This is a genomic window from Pseudomonas sp. G34, from assembly GCF_031119625.1.
GTDB lineage: Bacteria > Pseudomonadota > Gammaproteobacteria > Pseudomonadales > Pseudomonadaceae > Aquipseudomonas.
The window spans coordinates 150,006-165,023 of record NZ_JAVHZV010000023.1; the positions used below are offsets into that span (position 1 = coordinate 150,006).

Consider the following 15,018-nt stretch of genomic DNA (forward strand, 5'->3'; position numbering starts at 1 on the left):
GTCGATTGCGGTGTTCAAGAAAGCCTTGTTCCAACTGCACTGGTTTTTCGGCATCAGCGCCGGGCTGGTGCTGGCCCTGATGGGCGTGACCGGTGCGCTGTACAGCTTTCAGGAAGAGATCCTGCTGGTGATCAATCCTGAGATGACGGTGACCGCGCAGCCAGGCGACGTGCTGCCGCCAGGCGAGCTGGTCGAGCGCTTGCAGGCCGGGGGCCTCAGCGTATCCGGCCTGTATGTCGACACCGAAGGCGGCCAGCCGACGCGGGTGTTCCTGACCCCGCCGCCCGGTGAACGACGTGGCGGCGTGCGCTTCGTCGACCCTTACACCGCCGAGCTGTTCGAGGATCCGCGGGGCCTGCAGTTCTTCGGCCTGATGCTGCAGCTGCATCGTTTCCTGGCCATGGGGCAGAGCGGCCGGCAGATCACTGGCGCCTGCACCATCGCCCTGGTGTTCTTCTGCCTGTCGGGGCTCTACCTGCGCTGGCCACGCAAGCTGTGGAGCTGGCGCGCCTGGCTGACCTTCGACTGGGCCAAGAAGGGCCGCGCGTTCAACTGGGATCTGCACGCGGTGGTCGGTACCTGGTGCCTGCCGCTGTACCTGTGCGCGGCGCTGACCGGCCTCTACTGGTCCTATGACTGGTACCGCAGCGGGCTGGAAAGCCTGCTCAGCGATGCGCCGCGTGCGGCCGCCGAAGGGCGTGGTCGGCGCGGCCCGCCTGTGCACGGCCAGCCCATGCCGGCGGTGGACTACGCCAACCTCTGGCAGGGCATCCAGCGCACGGCGGGCGACACGCTCAGCGCCTACAGCCTGCAGCTGCCCAATGCGGCCGGCCAGCCGGCGCGGGTGTTCTTCATGCTGCGCGATGCCGAGCACTCGCGCGCCTTCAACCAGATGCAGCTCGACCCGCTTACGGGCGAAGCCAAGCAGGTCGAGCGTTACGCCGACAAGTCATTCAAGGCGCAGCTGCTGGCCAGCGTCTACGCCCTGCATACCGGCGAGTATTTCGGCATGCCCGGGCGCCTCCTGATGATGGCTGCCAGCCTGTTGATGCCGTTGTTCTTTATCACCGGCCTGCTGCTGTACCTGGATCGCCGTCGCAAGAAGCGTGCAGCGCTTGCGGCTCGGCATGCGCTTGGCGGTGGCGAAGGCGGTGAGCCCTGGCTGGTCGGCTTTGCCAGCCAGAGTGGCTTCGCCGAACAGCTGGCCTGGCAGACCGCCGGGCAGTTGCAGGCCGCCGGCATGGCGGTGGAGGTGCAGCCGCTGGCGCGCATCGATACCGCCAAACTCAGCGCCACGCCCCGTGCGCTGCTGGTACTCAGCACCTTTGGCGACGGTGAGGCGCCGGACAGCGCGCGCGGTGTCGAGCGCCAGTGGCTGGCGGCAACCTTGGCACTGCCCGGCCTGCGTTACGCCGTGCTGGCCCTTGGGGATCGCCAGTACGCACAGTTCTGCGGCTTCGCCCGCCGTGTCGACGCTTGGCTGGCCGCTCGTGGCGCCCAGCGCCTTGGCGAGCGTATCGAGGTGGACGGCGATGATCAGCACGCGTTGCAGGCTTGGCAGCGGCAGGTGGCCGAGCTGACGGGGGCGCAGCCGCTTGCCGTGCAGCAGGCGCCGTTCGATGGCTGGGTACTGCGTGAACGGACCTGCCTGAACCCTGGCAGCCAGGGCCAGAGCACCTGGCTGGTTGGCCTGCAGCCGCCGGCCGAGGCGCAGTGGCAGGCCGGCGACATTCTGGAAATCCTCCCGCGCAATGGCGCGGCGCAGGTGCAACGCTGGCTGCAGGAGCACGGTCTGCAGGCGCTGCAATCCGTGGTCATCGAGCCGCTCGGCCATACCCTTGGCGAGGCGCTGGCCGCTCGCCAGTTGCCGTACAGCGCCAGTCACCTGGTCGGCCTGCACGCCCAGGCGCTGCTCGATGCGCTGGTGCCGCTGCCCAGCCGCGAATACTCGATTGCCTCGCTACCTGAAGATGGCGTGCTGGAGCTGATGGTGCGCCAGCAGTATCTGGCCAATGGTGAGCTGGGCGCTGGTTCGGGCTGGCTCACCGCGCACTTGCCGGTCGGCGAGCAGCTGCTGGCGCGGGTGCGGCGCAACAGCGGTTTCCATGCCCCGCAGGATGATCGGCCGATGATCCTGATCGGCAATGGTACCGGGCTCGCCGGCCTGCGCAGCCTGCTGAAAGCGCGCATCGCTGCCGGTCACGCGCGCAACTGGCTGCTGTTCGGCGAGCGCAACGCCGAGCACGACTTCTACTGCCGAGACGAGCTGCAGGCCTGGCTGGCCGGCTACCAACTGCAACGCCTAGACCTGGCCTTCTCCCGCGATCAGGCACGGCGTCGCTACGTGCAGGATCGCTTGCGCGAGGCGGCTGATGAACTGCGCGCGTGGATCGAGGATGGTGCTGCGGTTTATGTGTGCGGCAGCCTGCAGGGCATGGCGGCGGGGGTGGATCAGGTGCTGCGAGAGGTGCTGGGTGACGCCGTTGTCGAGGGGCTGGTGGAGCAGGGGCGGTATCGGCGGGATGTTTATTGAGATCCTTGCTCGCGATCTTTCTGGGCAGGCCTGTGGGAAACTTCGAGGCAGAAGCGGACATCGTTGCTTTACCTGTGGGAACGGGCGGGGACGCCCAGTCCATGCCCGTGATTTTTTCGCGGGCATGGCCCGCTCCCACAGATAATCACCAGCCCATCCTGCGGGAACGACCGGCCGCTCCCGCCACGTCGCCGCCAAAATAGATAAAGCCCGGCAGGACGATCGTGAACAGGCTCTTGGTGCACCGGGCGCAGCGTGAAGCTGCGCCCGGCGGGCAGTCAGAGAAACTGCTCGGCGTGGTGGCAGGCCACTTCACGGCCGTCGAGCGGGCGCAGCAGTGGCAGCTCGGTCTGGCAGCGTTCGGTGGCGTACGGGCAGCGCTTGTGGAAGGCGCAGCCGGAGGGCGGGTTCAGCGGGTTGGGTAGCTCGCCGACGATCTTGATCTTCGGCTTGCTCGGGTCCGGGTGAATGGTCGGCGTGGCCGACAGCAGCGCCTTGGTGTACGGGTGCAGCGGGCGCTCGTAGATGCGTTCGCTGGGGCCGATCTCCGCCGGGCGGCCGAGGTACATCACCAGCACGTCATCGGCGACGTGGCGCACCACCGAGAGGTTGTGGGAGATGAACACGTAGCCGGTCTTGAACTCTTCCTGCAGGTCCATGAACAGGTTGAGCACCTGGGCCTGGATCGACACGTCCAGCGCCGAGGTCGGCTCGTCGGCCACCAGCACCTTGGGGGTGAGCATCATGGCGCGGGCCAGGGCGATACGCTGGCGCTGGCCGCCGGAGAACATGTGCGGGTAGCGCTGGTAATGCTCGGGGCGCAGGCCGACCTGGCTCATCATCGCCTGCACCTTCTCGCGGCGTTCGGCACGCGACAGGCTGGTGTTGATGAGCAGCGGCTCGGCCAGTTGATCACCGATCTTCTGCCGCGGGTTGAGCGAGGCGTAGGGGTTCTGAAAGACCATCTGCACGTCGCGGCGCAGTTGCTTGCGCGTCTGTGCGTTGGCGCCGTTGACTTCCTGGCCGGCGATCTGCAGCGAGCCCGAAGAAGGTTCTTCGATCAGGGTCAGCGCACGCGCCAGGGTGGATTTGCCGCAGCCGGATTCACCGACCACGGCCAGGGTCTTGCCAGCCTGCAATTCGAAGGACACACCATTGAGCGCCTGCACCGTGGCGCTGGGCTTGAACAGGCCCTGTGACACTGAGTAGTGGCGCGTCAGTTGGCGTGCGGTCAGGACAGTCGTCATCACGCCACCTCGGCATTCAGATTGAGTGGGAAATAGCAGCGCACCGCGCCGCGCTCGTGGGATTCCAGGGCCGGACGTTGCTCGCGGCACTTGGGCTGCACGTAGGGGCAGCGCGGCGACAGCAGGCAGCCGTGGGGCCGGTCATAGCGGCCGGGGACGATGCCGGGCAACGTCGACAGGCGCGTGGCGCCCAGGCTGTGCTCGGGAATCGCCTTGATCAGCGCCTCGGTGTACGGGTGAGTCGGTGCGTCGAACAGCGCCGGTACCTGGCCCAGCTCCACCGCTTGCCCTGCATACATCACGCAGACCCGATTGGCGGTTTCGGCGACCACGGCCAGGTCGTGGGTGATCAGCACCAGGCCCATGTTCTGCTCGCGCTGCAGGTCGAGCAGCAGCTCCATGATCTGCGCCTGGATGGTCACGTCCAGCGCGGTGGTGGGTTCGTCGGCGATCAGCAGCTTGGGCTCGGCGGCAATCGCCATGGCGATCGCCACGCGCTGGCTCATGCCGCCGGACAGCTGGTGCGGGAAGGCATCGAGGCGGCTCGCGGCGCCGGGAATCTCCACCCGCTCGAGCAATTGCAGGGCGCGCTGGCGCGCCGCCTTGCCCTTGAGGCCGAGGTGCTGGCGCAGCACTTCCTCGATCTGGAAGCCGACGGTGAAGCTGGGGTTCAGGGCCGTCATCGGGTCCTGGAAGATCATCGACAAATCCTTGCCGACGATGTGGCGACGCTGGCGGCCTTTGAGTTTCAGCATGTCGGTGCCGTCGAAGACCAGCCGGTCGGCGCGCACGATGCCGGGCGAGTCGATCAGGCCCATCAGCGCCATCATGGTCACCGACTTGCCAGAGCCGGACTCGCCGACGATGGCCAGCACTTCGCCCTTGTCGACTTTCAGGTCGAGGCCATCGACCACCGGCACGGCGTTGGCGTCGCCGAAGCGCACGCTCAGGTTGTTGATTTCCAGCAGGCTCATCGGGTGGCCTCCATCGAATGGCAGGGGGCGGCCGTGGTGCAGAAAAAGTTCATGGCGGCCTCCTCAGATCGCGTTCTTGAGTTTCGGGTCCAGCGCATCGCGCAGGCCGTCGCCCATCAGGTTGATCGCCAATACGCTGAGCAGAATCGCCAGCCCCGGCAGGGTCACCACCCACCAGGCGCGCTCGATGTAGTCGCGCGCAGAGGCCAGCATGGTGCCCCACTCGGGCGTTGGCGGTTGCACGCCGAGGCCGAGGAAGCCCAGGGCGGCAGCGTCGAGAATTGCCGAGGAGAAGCTCAGGGTCGCCTGCACGATCAGCGGCGCCATGCAGTTGGGCAGCACGGTGACGAACATCAGCCGTGGCAGGCTGGCACCGGCCAGACGGGCGGCGGTGACATAGTCGCGGTTCAGCTCGCCCATGACCGCAGCGCGGGTCAGGCGCACGTAGGAGGGCAGCGAAACGATGGCGATGGCGATCACGGTGTTGATCAGGCCTGGGCCGAGGATGGCGACGATGGCCACCGCCAGCAGCAGCGACGGCAGGGCCAGCATGATGTCCATCAAACGCATGATCGACGGGCCCATCAGGCGCGGGAAGAAGCCGGCGACCAGGCCCAGCAGCAGGCCGGGGATCAGCGAGATGACCACCGAGGCCAGGCCGATCAGCAGCGACAGGCGCGCGCCGTGGATCAAGCGCGAGAGCAAATCACGGCCGACTTCGTCGGTGCCGAGGATGAAGCGCCACTGGCCGCCATCCAGCCATACTGGTGGGGTCAGCAGTGCATCACGGAACTGCTCGCTGGGCGAGTAGGGCGCGATCCACGGCGCGAACAGCGCGCAGAACACCATCAGGATCATGAAGCCGAGGCCGGCGACGGCGCCCTTGTTATGGCTGAACGCGCTCCAGAATTCCTTCAGCGGCGAGGGGTAGACCAGGCTCTGGTCGATAGGCGTGGTGGTCGTCGAGGTCATGCTCGCACCTCATGGGTATTGGATTGGGACGTGGCTCGGTTCGAGCGACGCGACGCCCGGGAGAGCGCGACCTGGGTATCGCGATGCTCAACCCAGGCTACGGACGTATTTCGTAGGGTGGACGACGCTTTATCCGTCCACCGCGGCGCGGTCATGGTGGATGAGAAAAGCGTCATCCACCCTACGGAGGTATTGGTATCAGTTGCCATCATGACTCCGGAGAATCGGTTCATGGCCTCGCGAGCTAGCGCGAGGCAAGGAAAAATTCGTCGAGAGAGCGCAGTTGGCTGTAGCCAATGAGCATCTCGAGAGGGATTTTGACGCGGCATCGCCGACGCGCAGCAGGTCATGGCCGGTTCTCAGCGCTGGTGGCGAATGCGTGGGTTGACCAATCCATACAGGATGTCGACCACGAAGTTGACCAGGATCACCAGGCAGGCGATCAGCAGGATGCCGTTCTGCACCACCGGGTAGTCGCGGGCACCGATCGACTCGATCAGCCACTTGCCGATGCCCGGCCAGGAGAAGATCGTCTCGGTCAGCACCGCGCCGGCGAGCAGCGTGCCGACCTGCAGGCCGAACACGGTGAGTACCGGAATCAGCGCGTTGCGCAGGCCGTGCACGAACACCACACGGCCCGGTGACAGGCCCTTGGCGCGGGCGGTGCGCACGTAGTCTTCGCGCAGCACTTCGAGCATCGCCGAGCGGGTCATGCGGGCGATCACCGCCAGCGGAATGGTGCCGAGCACGATGGCCGGCAGGATCAGGTGGCGCAGGGCGTTGACGAACGCGCCTTCCTCGTCGGAGAGCAGGGTGTCGATCAGCATGAAGCCGGTCACCGGCTGGATGTCGTAGAGCAGGTCGATACGCCCGGATACCGGCGTCCAGCCCAGCCACACCGAGAAGAACATGATCAGCAGCAGGCCCCACCAGAAGATCGGCATCGAATAGCCGGCCAGCGAGATGCCCATCACACCGTGATCGAACAGCGAGCCGCGTTTCAGCGCTGCGATCACCCCGGCGATCAGCCCCAGGGTGCCGGCGAACAGCAGCGCGGCGAGGGTCAGTTCCAGGGTGGCGGGGAACAGCGTGGTGAACTCGTCCCACACCGGGGTGCGGGTGCGCAGTGACTCGCCCAGGTCGCCCTTGGCCAACTGGCCGATGTAGTCCAGGTACTGAGCGTACAACGGCTTGTTCAGGCCCAGGCGCTCCATGGCTTCGGCGTGCATCTGCGGGTCGACGCGACGTTCGCCCATCATCACTTCCACGGGGTCACCGGGGATCATGCGAATCAGGGCGAAGGTCAGCAGGGTGACGCCAAAGAACGTGGGGATCAGCAGACCCAGGCGGCGCGCAATAAAACTCAACATCGTCGGAGGTACCTCATTGGCCGGTCAGGGCAGCCCGCCGGCATGTGTACCGCCGGCGGTTATTTTTTGTCTACTTCACCCGGGTGGTGGCGAAGTTGTTAGTGGTCAGGGGGCTGATGTGATAGCCCTCGACGTCCTTGCGCATGGCGGTGAACAGTTTCGGGTGAGCCAGGTTGATCCAGGGCTGGTCCTTGGCGTAGAGCGCCAGGGCCTGGCGATAGAGGCTGGCGCGTTCATCGTTGTCGGTCACGCCACGGGCCTGGGTGATCAGTTCCTGGAACTTAGGGTTGCACCAACGTGCATAGTTCTCACCGTTTTTTGCCGCTTCGCAGCTCAGCAGCGGGCTCAGGAAGTTGTCCGGGTCGCCGTTGTCACCGGCCCAGCCGGCGGAAACCAGATCGGCTTCGCCGTTCTTGGCGCGGCGCAGCATCTCGGCCCATTCCATCACCCGGATATCGACCTTGAGGCCAACCTCGGCAAGGTCGGCCTGCAGCATTTCCGCCGACAGGCGCGGGTTGGGGTTGGTCTGGCCACCGCCGTTACGGGTGAACAGGGTGATCACCGTGCCTTCGGGCACGCCGGCTTCCTTGAGCAGGGCGCGAGCCTTGTCCAGGTCGCGGGGCGGGTTGCGGTTGTCGGCGTTGTAGCCGATTAGGGTTGGCGGGTAAGGGTTGACCGCGACCAGCGCGTTGCCCTTGCCAAACAGCTGCTCGACATGGCGCTGGCGGTCGAAGGCGAGATTGATCGCCTGGCGCACGCGCACGTCGCTCAGGTACTTGTGCTCGGTATTGATGGCGATGTAGCCGGTGACGATGGCTTCGATCTCGTCGACCTTGAGGTTGGCGTCGGCCTTGATCGCAGGCACGTCATCGGGCTTGGGATAGACCGCCACCTGGCATTCGTTGGCGCGCAGCTTCTGCAGGCGCACGTTGTTGTCGGTGGTGATGGCGAAGATCAGCGGGTCGCTGGGCGGCTTGCCACGGAAGTAGTCGGGGTTGGCCTTGTAGCGAACCTGGGCGTCCTTGTTGTAGCGCTGGAAGATGAACGGCCCGGTGCCGATCGGCTTGCTGTTGAGCTCGGCGGTCTTGCCGGCCTTGAGCAGTTGATCGCCGTACTCGGCGGAGTAGATCGAGGTAAAGGCCATGGCCATGTCACGCAGGAAGGGCGCTTCCGGGCGGTTCAGGGTGATGACCACGGTGTGCTCGTCGGTCTTGCTCACCGACTTGAGCAATTGCCGGAACGCCATGCTCTCGAAGTAGGGGTAGCCGACGTTGACCTTGTCGTGCCACGGGTGCTTGGGGTCGAGCTGGCGATTGAGGCTCCACAGCACGTCATCGGCGTTGAATTCTCGGGTGGGGGTGAAGTAATCGGTGCTGTGGAATTTCACACCCTCGCGCAGGTGGAAGGTGTAGGTCAGACCATCGGCGCTGACCTCCCAGCGTTCGGCCAGCGCCGGCTGGATCTCGGTGGTGCCGGGTTTGAAGTCGACCAGGCGGTTGAACACCGTCTCGGCCGAGGCATCGGCGGTCACCGCGGTGGTGTACTGGACGATGTCGAAGCCTTCGGGGCTCGCTTCGGTGCATACCACCAGCGGCTTGGCAGCGAGGTTGCCGGCGGCGCCGAGAACGATGGCGGCCAGGGCGGCGCGGAGCGGTAACGATTGCATGGAGTGCCCCCTGCTAATCAGGTCAGCATAGACGTCACGGCCCGCACGCGGCAGGCCGTGACGTCTATGCCCAGAAAATATTCAACGCCACGTGGGCTACGTGGCGTCATGCGTACCGGTCGATAAGCCGAAGGTGCTGGAGGTGAGCGCTTTCACGGCAAGGCTCCGCAGCTGTTTCAACCCATCGCCCGGCCACTTCGCAGAGGCATCCGCGAAGTGGTCGGTACGCGATCAGTCGTTGCTCACACCGATGAAGCTGTTACGGCCGAACGGGCTGATCTGGAAGCCCTTCACGCTGGCACGCATCGGTTGGTAGACGGTGGAGTGGGCGATCGGGGTGATCGGCACTTCACGCTTGAGCACCACCTGGGCCTGCTTGTACAGCTCGGTACGCTCGTTCTGGTCGGTCACCCGCTTGGCAGCGACTACCAGCTTGTCGTATTCGGCATCGCACCACTTGGAGAAGTTGTTGCCGTCTACCGAGGCGCAGCCGTACAGGGTGCCGAGCCAGTTGTCGGGGTCACCATTGTCGCCCGTCCAGCCGATCAGCATGGCGTCGTGCTCGCCGGCGTGGGCGCGCTTGATGTACTCGCCCCACTCGTAGCTGACGATACGCGCCTTGACGCCGATCTTGGCCCAGTCGGCCTGGAGCATCTCAGCCATCAGGCGGGCGTTGGGGTTGTATGGGCGCTGCACGGGCATGGCCCACAGGGTGATCTCGGTGCCTTCCTTGACGCCAGCAGCCTTGAGCAGCTCCTTGGCTTTTTCAGGGTTGTAGCCGGCGTCCTTGATCGACTCGTCGTAGGACCACTGTGTCGGCGGCATGCCGTTGACGGCCAGTTGGCCGGCGCCCTGGTACACGGCGTCGATGATCGCCTGCTTGTTCACGGCCATGTCCAGCGCCTGGCGCACTTCGAGCTTGTCGAACGGCGCACGGGTCACGTTGTAGGCGATGTAGCCCAGGTTGTAGCCCGGAGCGGTCGGCACGTTGAGGTTCTTGTCCGCCTGCAGGCCCTTGAGGTCGGCCGGGCGCGGGTTGAGGGTGATCTGGCACTCGCCGGCGCGCAGCTTCTGGGCACGTACCGAGGCGTCGGTGTTGATCGAGAAGATCAGGTTGTCGATCTTCACCTGCTCAGGCGCCCAGTACTCCTTGTTGCCCTTGTAGCGAATCGCCGCGTCCTTCTGGTAACGGCTGAACACGAACGGGCCGGTGCCGATCGGCTTCTGGTTGATTTCCGAGGCCTTGCCGGCCTTGAGCAGCTGGTCGGCGTACTCGGCCGAGTGCACGGCGGCGAAGTTCATCGCCAGGTTCTGCACGAAGGCGGCGTCCACGGCGTTGAGGGTGAAGACCACGGTGTGGTCGTCGGTCTTCTCGATCTTGGCGATGTTCTTGTCCAGGCCCATATCGGTGAAGTACGGGAACTCGCTGGGGTACGCCTTGCGGAACGGGTGGTTGCGATCGAGCATGCGCTGGAAGGTGAACAGCACGTCGTCGGCGTTGAATTCGCGAGTCGGCTTGAAGTAGTCGGTGGTGTGGAACTTGACCCCTTCACGCAGGTGGAAGGTGTAGGTCAGGCCGTCTTCGCTGATGTCCCAGGAAGTGGCCAGGCCCGGCTGGGCCTTGGTGCCGCCGCGCTCGAATTCGGCCAGGCGGTTGAAGATGGTTTCCGAGGCCGCGTCGAAGTCGGTGCCGGTGGTGTACTGGCCGGGGTCGAAACCGCCCGGGCTGCCTTCGGAGCAATACACCAGATTGCTGGCTTGGGCGAGCGAAACACTGGAGAGCAGACCTGCAGTGAGCAGAGCCTTGCACAGGAGAGACATGCGCATGCGAACCTCTTTTTCTTTTTGTTCGCGCCTGGGTTCAGCGCGAGCTCGGAATGCGGTGATAGCGGATAGCTCACCGGGTCGGGCTCGAAATTAAGTCATGCTGAAATTTCGGTCAACAAAAATTAAGCAGCACTAACATTGCGCATAATTGCCCTGAATTGGGGCGAAAATCACTCGTTGAGGGGGCGGTCGTCGAAAAGTGCCATGGTGGTCATGGTCAGCACTTCGGCAGGCGCGTCGGCGGCGTTGGCCAGGCGATGCAGCTTGCCGGCATCGAAATGCACCGAGTCGCCGGGGCCCAGCGGATACTCGCGACCCTCGATGGTGTAGACGATCTGCCCGGCCAGCACGTAGGAGAACTCCACGCCCTCGTGGGCGATCAGCTCCGACTCGTAGCCCACCGGGATATTCATCTTCACCGCATTGATCGAGTTGCCGGGAAACGAGCTGGACAGCCGCTCGTAGGCCAGCAGCTGGCCGCCGACGGTGTAGCGTACCCGCTGGTCGACGTGGGAGTCGGGCTGCGCCTGTTCGGGCTGATCGAACAGTGCGTTGAGCGGCACGTTCAGCGACTTGGCGATGCTCGCCAGGGACGAGATCGACACCCCGGTGAGGTTGCGTTCGGCCTGGGACAGGAAGCTGGCGGTCAGGCCGGCGTCGGCCGCTACCTGATTGAGGGTCTTGCCGGCGGCCCGCCGATAGCGGCGCAGGCGTTCGCCAATGCGATCTGCTGACATGGTGGAGGTTCGTTGTTCGAATGGGCCGAGTATACCTGTACCTAGGCGAGGCGGCGTACGGAGTTGAGCCGGAAGATTAGCGGGCTTTTTAAGTCCCACTGAAAAATACTTTGACCGGAATTTAAGTTGCACTTAAATTTTGCCCCAGTGAACGACCCGGCAGCGATCTCCGTTGCCGTCGCCAGACGAGGATGTGCAGATGACACTGGGAGTGGGCGGTAGCACGCCGGAGCAGGCCTTGGCGCGCCTGCAGGACATGACGGCCGGCGCACAGCCGATCGGCGAGGCGGAGTATCAGGCGCGTATCGAACGGGCCCAGGCGCTGATGGGCGAACAGGGCATCGAGGCGCTGTTCATCGCCGCAGGCAGCAACCTGCAGTACTTCACCGGGGTGAAGTGGAACCCCAGCGAGCGCATGGTCGGGGCGATTCTGCCGGCCAGCGGCGCGCTGGAATACCTGGCGCCGACCTTCGAGGAAGGCACCGTGCGCGACTTCCAGGTGGTGCCGGGCACCATCAATACCTGGGAAGAGCACGAGAGCCCCTACGCACTGCTGCTGCGTTGCCTGCGCCGCCTCGGCGTGGTGCCCAATGATGGTGCGCCGCCTCAGGTAGGTCTTTGTTCTTCCTTGCCTTTTTTCATGTTCGAAGGCATTCGCAAGCTGACCAGCGGTTACCGCTTCGTCGATGCCGGGGTGATCACCACGGCCTGCCGGCAGCGTAAATCAGCGGCGGAAATCGCCCTGATGCAGCGCGCCAAGGACATGACCCTGGAAGTGCACAAGGCCGCCGCCAGCATTCTCCATGAAGGCATCAGCACCACCGAGGTGGCCGAGTTCATTCGCCAGGCACACCGCAAGGTCGGCGCACCGGGTTCGATCTTCTGCATCGTGCTGTTCGGCCCGGCCAGCGCCTTCCCCCATGGTGTGAAGCATGCGCAGACCCTGAAAGATGGCGACATGGTGCTGATCGACACCGGCTGCCAGGTGCACAGCTACCTCTCGGACATTACCCGCAGCTACGTTTTCGGCACGCCGAGCGAGCGCCAGCGCGAGTTCTGGAACACCGAAAAGGCCGCCCAGCAGGCTGCCTTCGACGCCGCCGTACTCGGTGCGCCGTGCGCCAGCGTGGACGCCGCCGCACGGCGCAGCCTGGAAGCCGCCGGCCTTGGCCCTGGCTACAAGCTGCCAGGCCTGTCGCACCGCACCGGCCATGGCATTGGCCTGGACATCCACGAAGGCCCGTACCTGGTCGGCGGCGATGACACGCCGCTGGCCGAGGGCATGTGCTTCAGCAACGAGCCGATGATCTGCGTGCCCGGCGAATTCGGTATCCGCCTGGAAGACCACTTCTACATGACGGCCGAAGGCCCTCGCTGGTTTACCCAGCCCAGCCATTCGGTGGACGACCCGTTCGGGCTGAACGCCTGAGCCGTCCTTAGCGCCTGCTCCCACAGGATAAGAAAGGCTGCCTTCGCAACGTATCTACGTAGGGTGGATGACGCTCTTTTCATCCACCATTGCGATTGCAGAGCGGTGGACGGGTCGGGCCGCGTAGGTGAAGCGTCGCCCACCCTACAAATGTCCGCTCCCGCCACTTTGCAGGCAACGTGCTGAAGTCGATCCGCAAGATCATGAGCAGGTTCCTGGAAACGAAAACGCCCGGCCAATTGGCCGGGCGTTTTCATTCAGGCAGCGATATTACTCGATGCTCACGCCGTAGAAGGAGTTGATCCCGAACGGGCTGATCTTGAAGTCCTTAACGCGGGTGCTCATCGGCTGATACACCGTGGAGTGGGCGATTGGCGTGTTCTGCACATCGGCCTTGAGCAGGTGTTGAGCCTGCCTGTAGAGCACGGTGCGCTCTTCACGGTCGTTGATCGCCTTGGCCTTTTTCAGCAGGGCGTCGAACTCCTTGTTGCACAGGCGGCTGTAGTTGTTGCCGCCAATGGCGTCGCAGCCATACAGCACGCTCAGCCAGTTGTCGGGGTCACCGTTGTCGCCGGTCCAGCCGATCAGCAGGGCGTCGTGCTCGCCAGCCTTGGCGCGCTTGTTGTACTCGCCCCACTCGTAGCTGACGATGCGCGCCTTGATGCCGATCTTCGCCCAGTCGGCCTGCAGCATTTCGGCCATCAGCTTGGCATTGGGGTTGTATGGGCGTTGCACCGGCATGGCCCACAGGGTGATCTCGGTACCTTCCTTAACGCCGGCCGCCTTGAGCAGTTCCTTGGCCTTTTCCGGGTTGTAGGGGGTGTCCTTGATGGTGTCGTCATAGGACCACTGGGTTGGCGGCATGCCATTCACGGCCACCTGGCCGGCGCCCTGGTACACGGCATTGATGATCGCCTGCTTGTTGACCGCCATGTCCATGGCCTGGCGCACCTCGAGCTGGTCGAACGGCTTGTGCTCGGTGTTGTAGGCCAGGTAGCCGACGTTGAAGCCAGCCTGCTCGGGCATCTGCAGCTTGGGATCCTTCTTCAGGGTTTCCAGGTCGGCCGGGCGTGGGAACACGCTGACGTGGCACTCGCCGGCGCGCAGTTTCTGCATGCGTACCGAGGGGTCGGTGTTGATGGCGAAGATCAGGTTGTCGATCTTCACGTCATCCGGGTTCCAGTATTCCTTGTTGCCCTTGTAGCGGATCTGCGCGTCCTTCTGGTAACGGCTGAACACGAACGGGCCGGTGCCGATGGGCTTCTGGTTGATGTCCGAGGCCTTGCCGGCCTTGAGCAGCTGGGCGGCGTACTCGGCCGAATGGATCGAGGCGAAGCTCATGGCCATGTTCTGGATGAACGCGGCATCGACGGTGTTGAGGGTGAAGCGCACCGTGTGCTCGTCGACCTTCTCGATCTTGGCGATGTTCTTGTCCATGCCCATGTCGGTGAAGTACGGGAACTCGGTGGGGTACGCCTTGCGGAACGGGTCGTCCTTGTTGAGCATGCGATTGAAGGTGAACAGCACGTCGTCGGCGTTGAATTCGCGGCTCGGCTTGAAGTAGTCGGTGGTGTGGAACTTGACCCCTTCACGCAGGTGGAAGGTGTAGGTCAGGCCGTCGTCGCTGATGTCCCATTTCTCGGCCAGGCCGGGGATCACCGAGGTGCCGCCGCGCTCGAATTGCGAGAGGCGGTTGAAGACCGTTTCGGCGCCCGCATCGAAGTCGGTGCCGGTGGTGTAGAGCCCGGGGTCGAAACCCGCTGGGCTGCCTTCGGAGCAGTACACCAGGTTGCCGGCGGCCTGTGCGAAGGGGGCGCTGGCGATCAGGCCGGCGACGACAAAAGCCTGGATAAAGGCGTTCTTGTGCATGGTTACCTCATGTCTATTGTGTTTTTTTCCTGAGGGGTCTGCTGCTTGGAAACAGGGCATGTCGGATGATGACGAGCCTGCCTTGAGCCTAGACCTTGTTTCAGCCTATGCACGGGTTGTGCCGAAAAGCTCGGGGCAAAAAAGAGGTTCTTCGCACGGTTTGGGGAAAGTGTGGGTTGACACCGGACTGGCAAGTTTGTGTGCGTATCACTTACTGGCTTAGCACTATCCATTACCGCGTCTACTGAACCTTTGTGTTGCGCCCCGTACGGGCGCCACACCTTTCTTGCTTGCCCAAGAAAGGTGTGCCAAAGAAGGGCACCCCGACATCCGGGTTTCGCTGCGCGAAACTTCCCTCGCTCCGGCGCCGCTCCGGGGGCCGGCTTACATGGGC

General features: G+C 64.3%; 10 protein-coding genes. 2 read left to right on the forward strand and 8 right to left on the reverse strand.

Features of this window, described 5'->3' with window-relative positions; all coding sequences use genetic code 11:
* The first annotated feature begins 10 nt into the window (after nt 1–10).
* Nucleotides 11–2,533 (forward strand): sulfite reductase flavoprotein subunit alpha, encoded by a 2,523-nt coding sequence (locus tag QYS36_RS15180; protein ID WP_308840273.1) that lies wholly within the window; start codon nt 11–13, stop codon nt 2,531–2,533.
* A gap of 278 nt (nt 2,534–2,811) precedes the next feature.
* Here QYS36_RS15180 and QYS36_RS15185 read toward each other — a convergent pair whose 3' ends face one another.
* The 7 genes from QYS36_RS15185 to QYS36_RS15215 form a co-directional block, all read right to left on the reverse strand.
* Nucleotides 2,812–3,780, reverse strand: coding sequence for a peptide ABC transporter ATP-binding protein (locus tag QYS36_RS15185; RefSeq protein WP_111460923.1), 969 nt, complete (start codon nt 3,778–3,780; stop codon nt 2,812–2,814).
* Complete coding sequence (locus QYS36_RS15190; RefSeq protein WP_308840274.1) at nt 3,780–4,754, reverse strand: ABC transporter ATP-binding protein; 975 nt, start codon at nt 4,752–4,754, stop codon at nt 3,780–3,782. Before QYS36_RS15190 ends, QYS36_RS15185 begins: the two co-directional genes overlap by 1 nt.
* Nucleotides 4,755–4,817: 63 nt before the next feature.
* Nucleotides 4,818–5,726, reverse strand: coding sequence for an ABC transporter permease subunit (locus tag QYS36_RS15195; protein ID WP_308840275.1), 909 nt, complete (start codon nt 5,724–5,726; stop codon nt 4,818–4,820).
* A 359-nt stretch (nt 5,727–6,085) separates the two neighbouring features.
* Nucleotides 6,086–7,096, reverse strand: coding sequence for an ABC transporter permease subunit (locus tag QYS36_RS15200; protein ID WP_308840276.1), 1,011 nt, complete (start codon nt 7,094–7,096; stop codon nt 6,086–6,088).
* A 70-nt stretch (nt 7,097–7,166) separates the two neighbouring features.
* Entirely contained in the window at nt 7,167–8,762 is a 1,596-nt protein-coding gene (locus QYS36_RS15205) for an ABC transporter substrate-binding protein (protein ID WP_308840277.1), read from the reverse strand.
* Nucleotides 8,763–8,993: 231 nt separating this feature from the next.
* The gene (locus QYS36_RS15210; RefSeq protein ID WP_308840278.1) at nt 8,994–10,589 is read right to left on the reverse strand and encodes an ABC transporter substrate-binding protein; all 1,596 of its coding nucleotides are present in this window, start codon (nt 10,587–10,589) and stop codon (nt 8,994–8,996) included.
* A gap of 170 nt (nt 10,590–10,759) precedes the next feature.
* Nucleotides 10,760–11,326 (reverse strand): cupin domain-containing protein, encoded by a 567-nt coding sequence (locus QYS36_RS15215; protein ID WP_308840279.1) that lies wholly within the window; start codon nt 11,324–11,326, stop codon nt 10,760–10,762.
* A 199-nt stretch (nt 11,327–11,525) separates the two neighbouring features.
* On the opposite strand from QYS36_RS15215, the gene QYS36_RS15220 reads away from it, so the two are divergent.
* Complete coding sequence (locus QYS36_RS15220) at nt 11,526–12,755, forward strand: Xaa-Pro peptidase family protein (protein WP_308840280.1); 1,230 nt, start codon at nt 11,526–11,528, stop codon at nt 12,753–12,755.
* A 270-nt stretch (nt 12,756–13,025) separates the two neighbouring features.
* Here QYS36_RS15220 and QYS36_RS15225 read toward each other — a convergent pair whose 3' ends face one another.
* The gene (locus QYS36_RS15225; protein ID WP_308840281.1) at nt 13,026–14,624 is read right to left on the reverse strand and encodes an ABC transporter substrate-binding protein; all 1,599 of its coding nucleotides are present in this window, start codon (nt 14,622–14,624) and stop codon (nt 13,026–13,028) included.
* Nucleotides 14,625–15,018: the final 394 nt, after the last annotated feature.

Bases quoted from the DNA above. Each gene is read 5' to 3' on its own strand.
- QYS36_RS15185 (WP_111460923.1), bottom strand. From the start codon at position 3,780: ATGACGACTGTCCTGACCGCACGCCAACTGACGCGCCACTACTCAGTG.
- QYS36_RS15190 (WP_308840274.1), bottom strand. From the start codon at position 4,754: ATGAGCCTGCTGGAAATCAACAACCTGAGCGTGCGCTTCGGCGACGCC.
- QYS36_RS15195 (WP_308840275.1), bottom strand. From the start codon at position 5,726: ATGACCTCGACGACCACCACGCCTATCGACCAGAGCCTGGTCTACCCC.
- QYS36_RS15200 (WP_308840276.1), bottom strand. From the start codon at position 7,096: ATGTTGAGTTTTATTGCGCGCCGCCTGGGTCTGCTGATCCCCACGTTC.
- QYS36_RS15205 (WP_308840277.1), bottom strand. From the start codon at position 8,762: ATGCAATCGTTACCGCTCCGCGCCGCCCTGGCCGCCATCGTTCTCGGC.
- QYS36_RS15210 (WP_308840278.1), bottom strand. From the start codon at position 10,589: ATGCGCATGTCTCTCCTGTGCAAGGCTCTGCTCACTGCAGGTCTGCTC.
- QYS36_RS15215 (WP_308840279.1), bottom strand. From the start codon at position 11,326: ATGTCAGCAGATCGCATTGGCGAACGCCTGCGCCGCTATCGGCGGGCC.
- QYS36_RS15220 (WP_308840280.1), top strand. From the start codon at position 11,526: ATGACACTGGGAGTGGGCGGTAGCACGCCGGAGCAGGCCTTGGCGCGC.
- QYS36_RS15225 (WP_308840281.1), bottom strand. From the start codon at position 14,624: ATGCACAAGAACGCCTTTATCCAGGCTTTTGTCGTCGCCGGCCTGATC.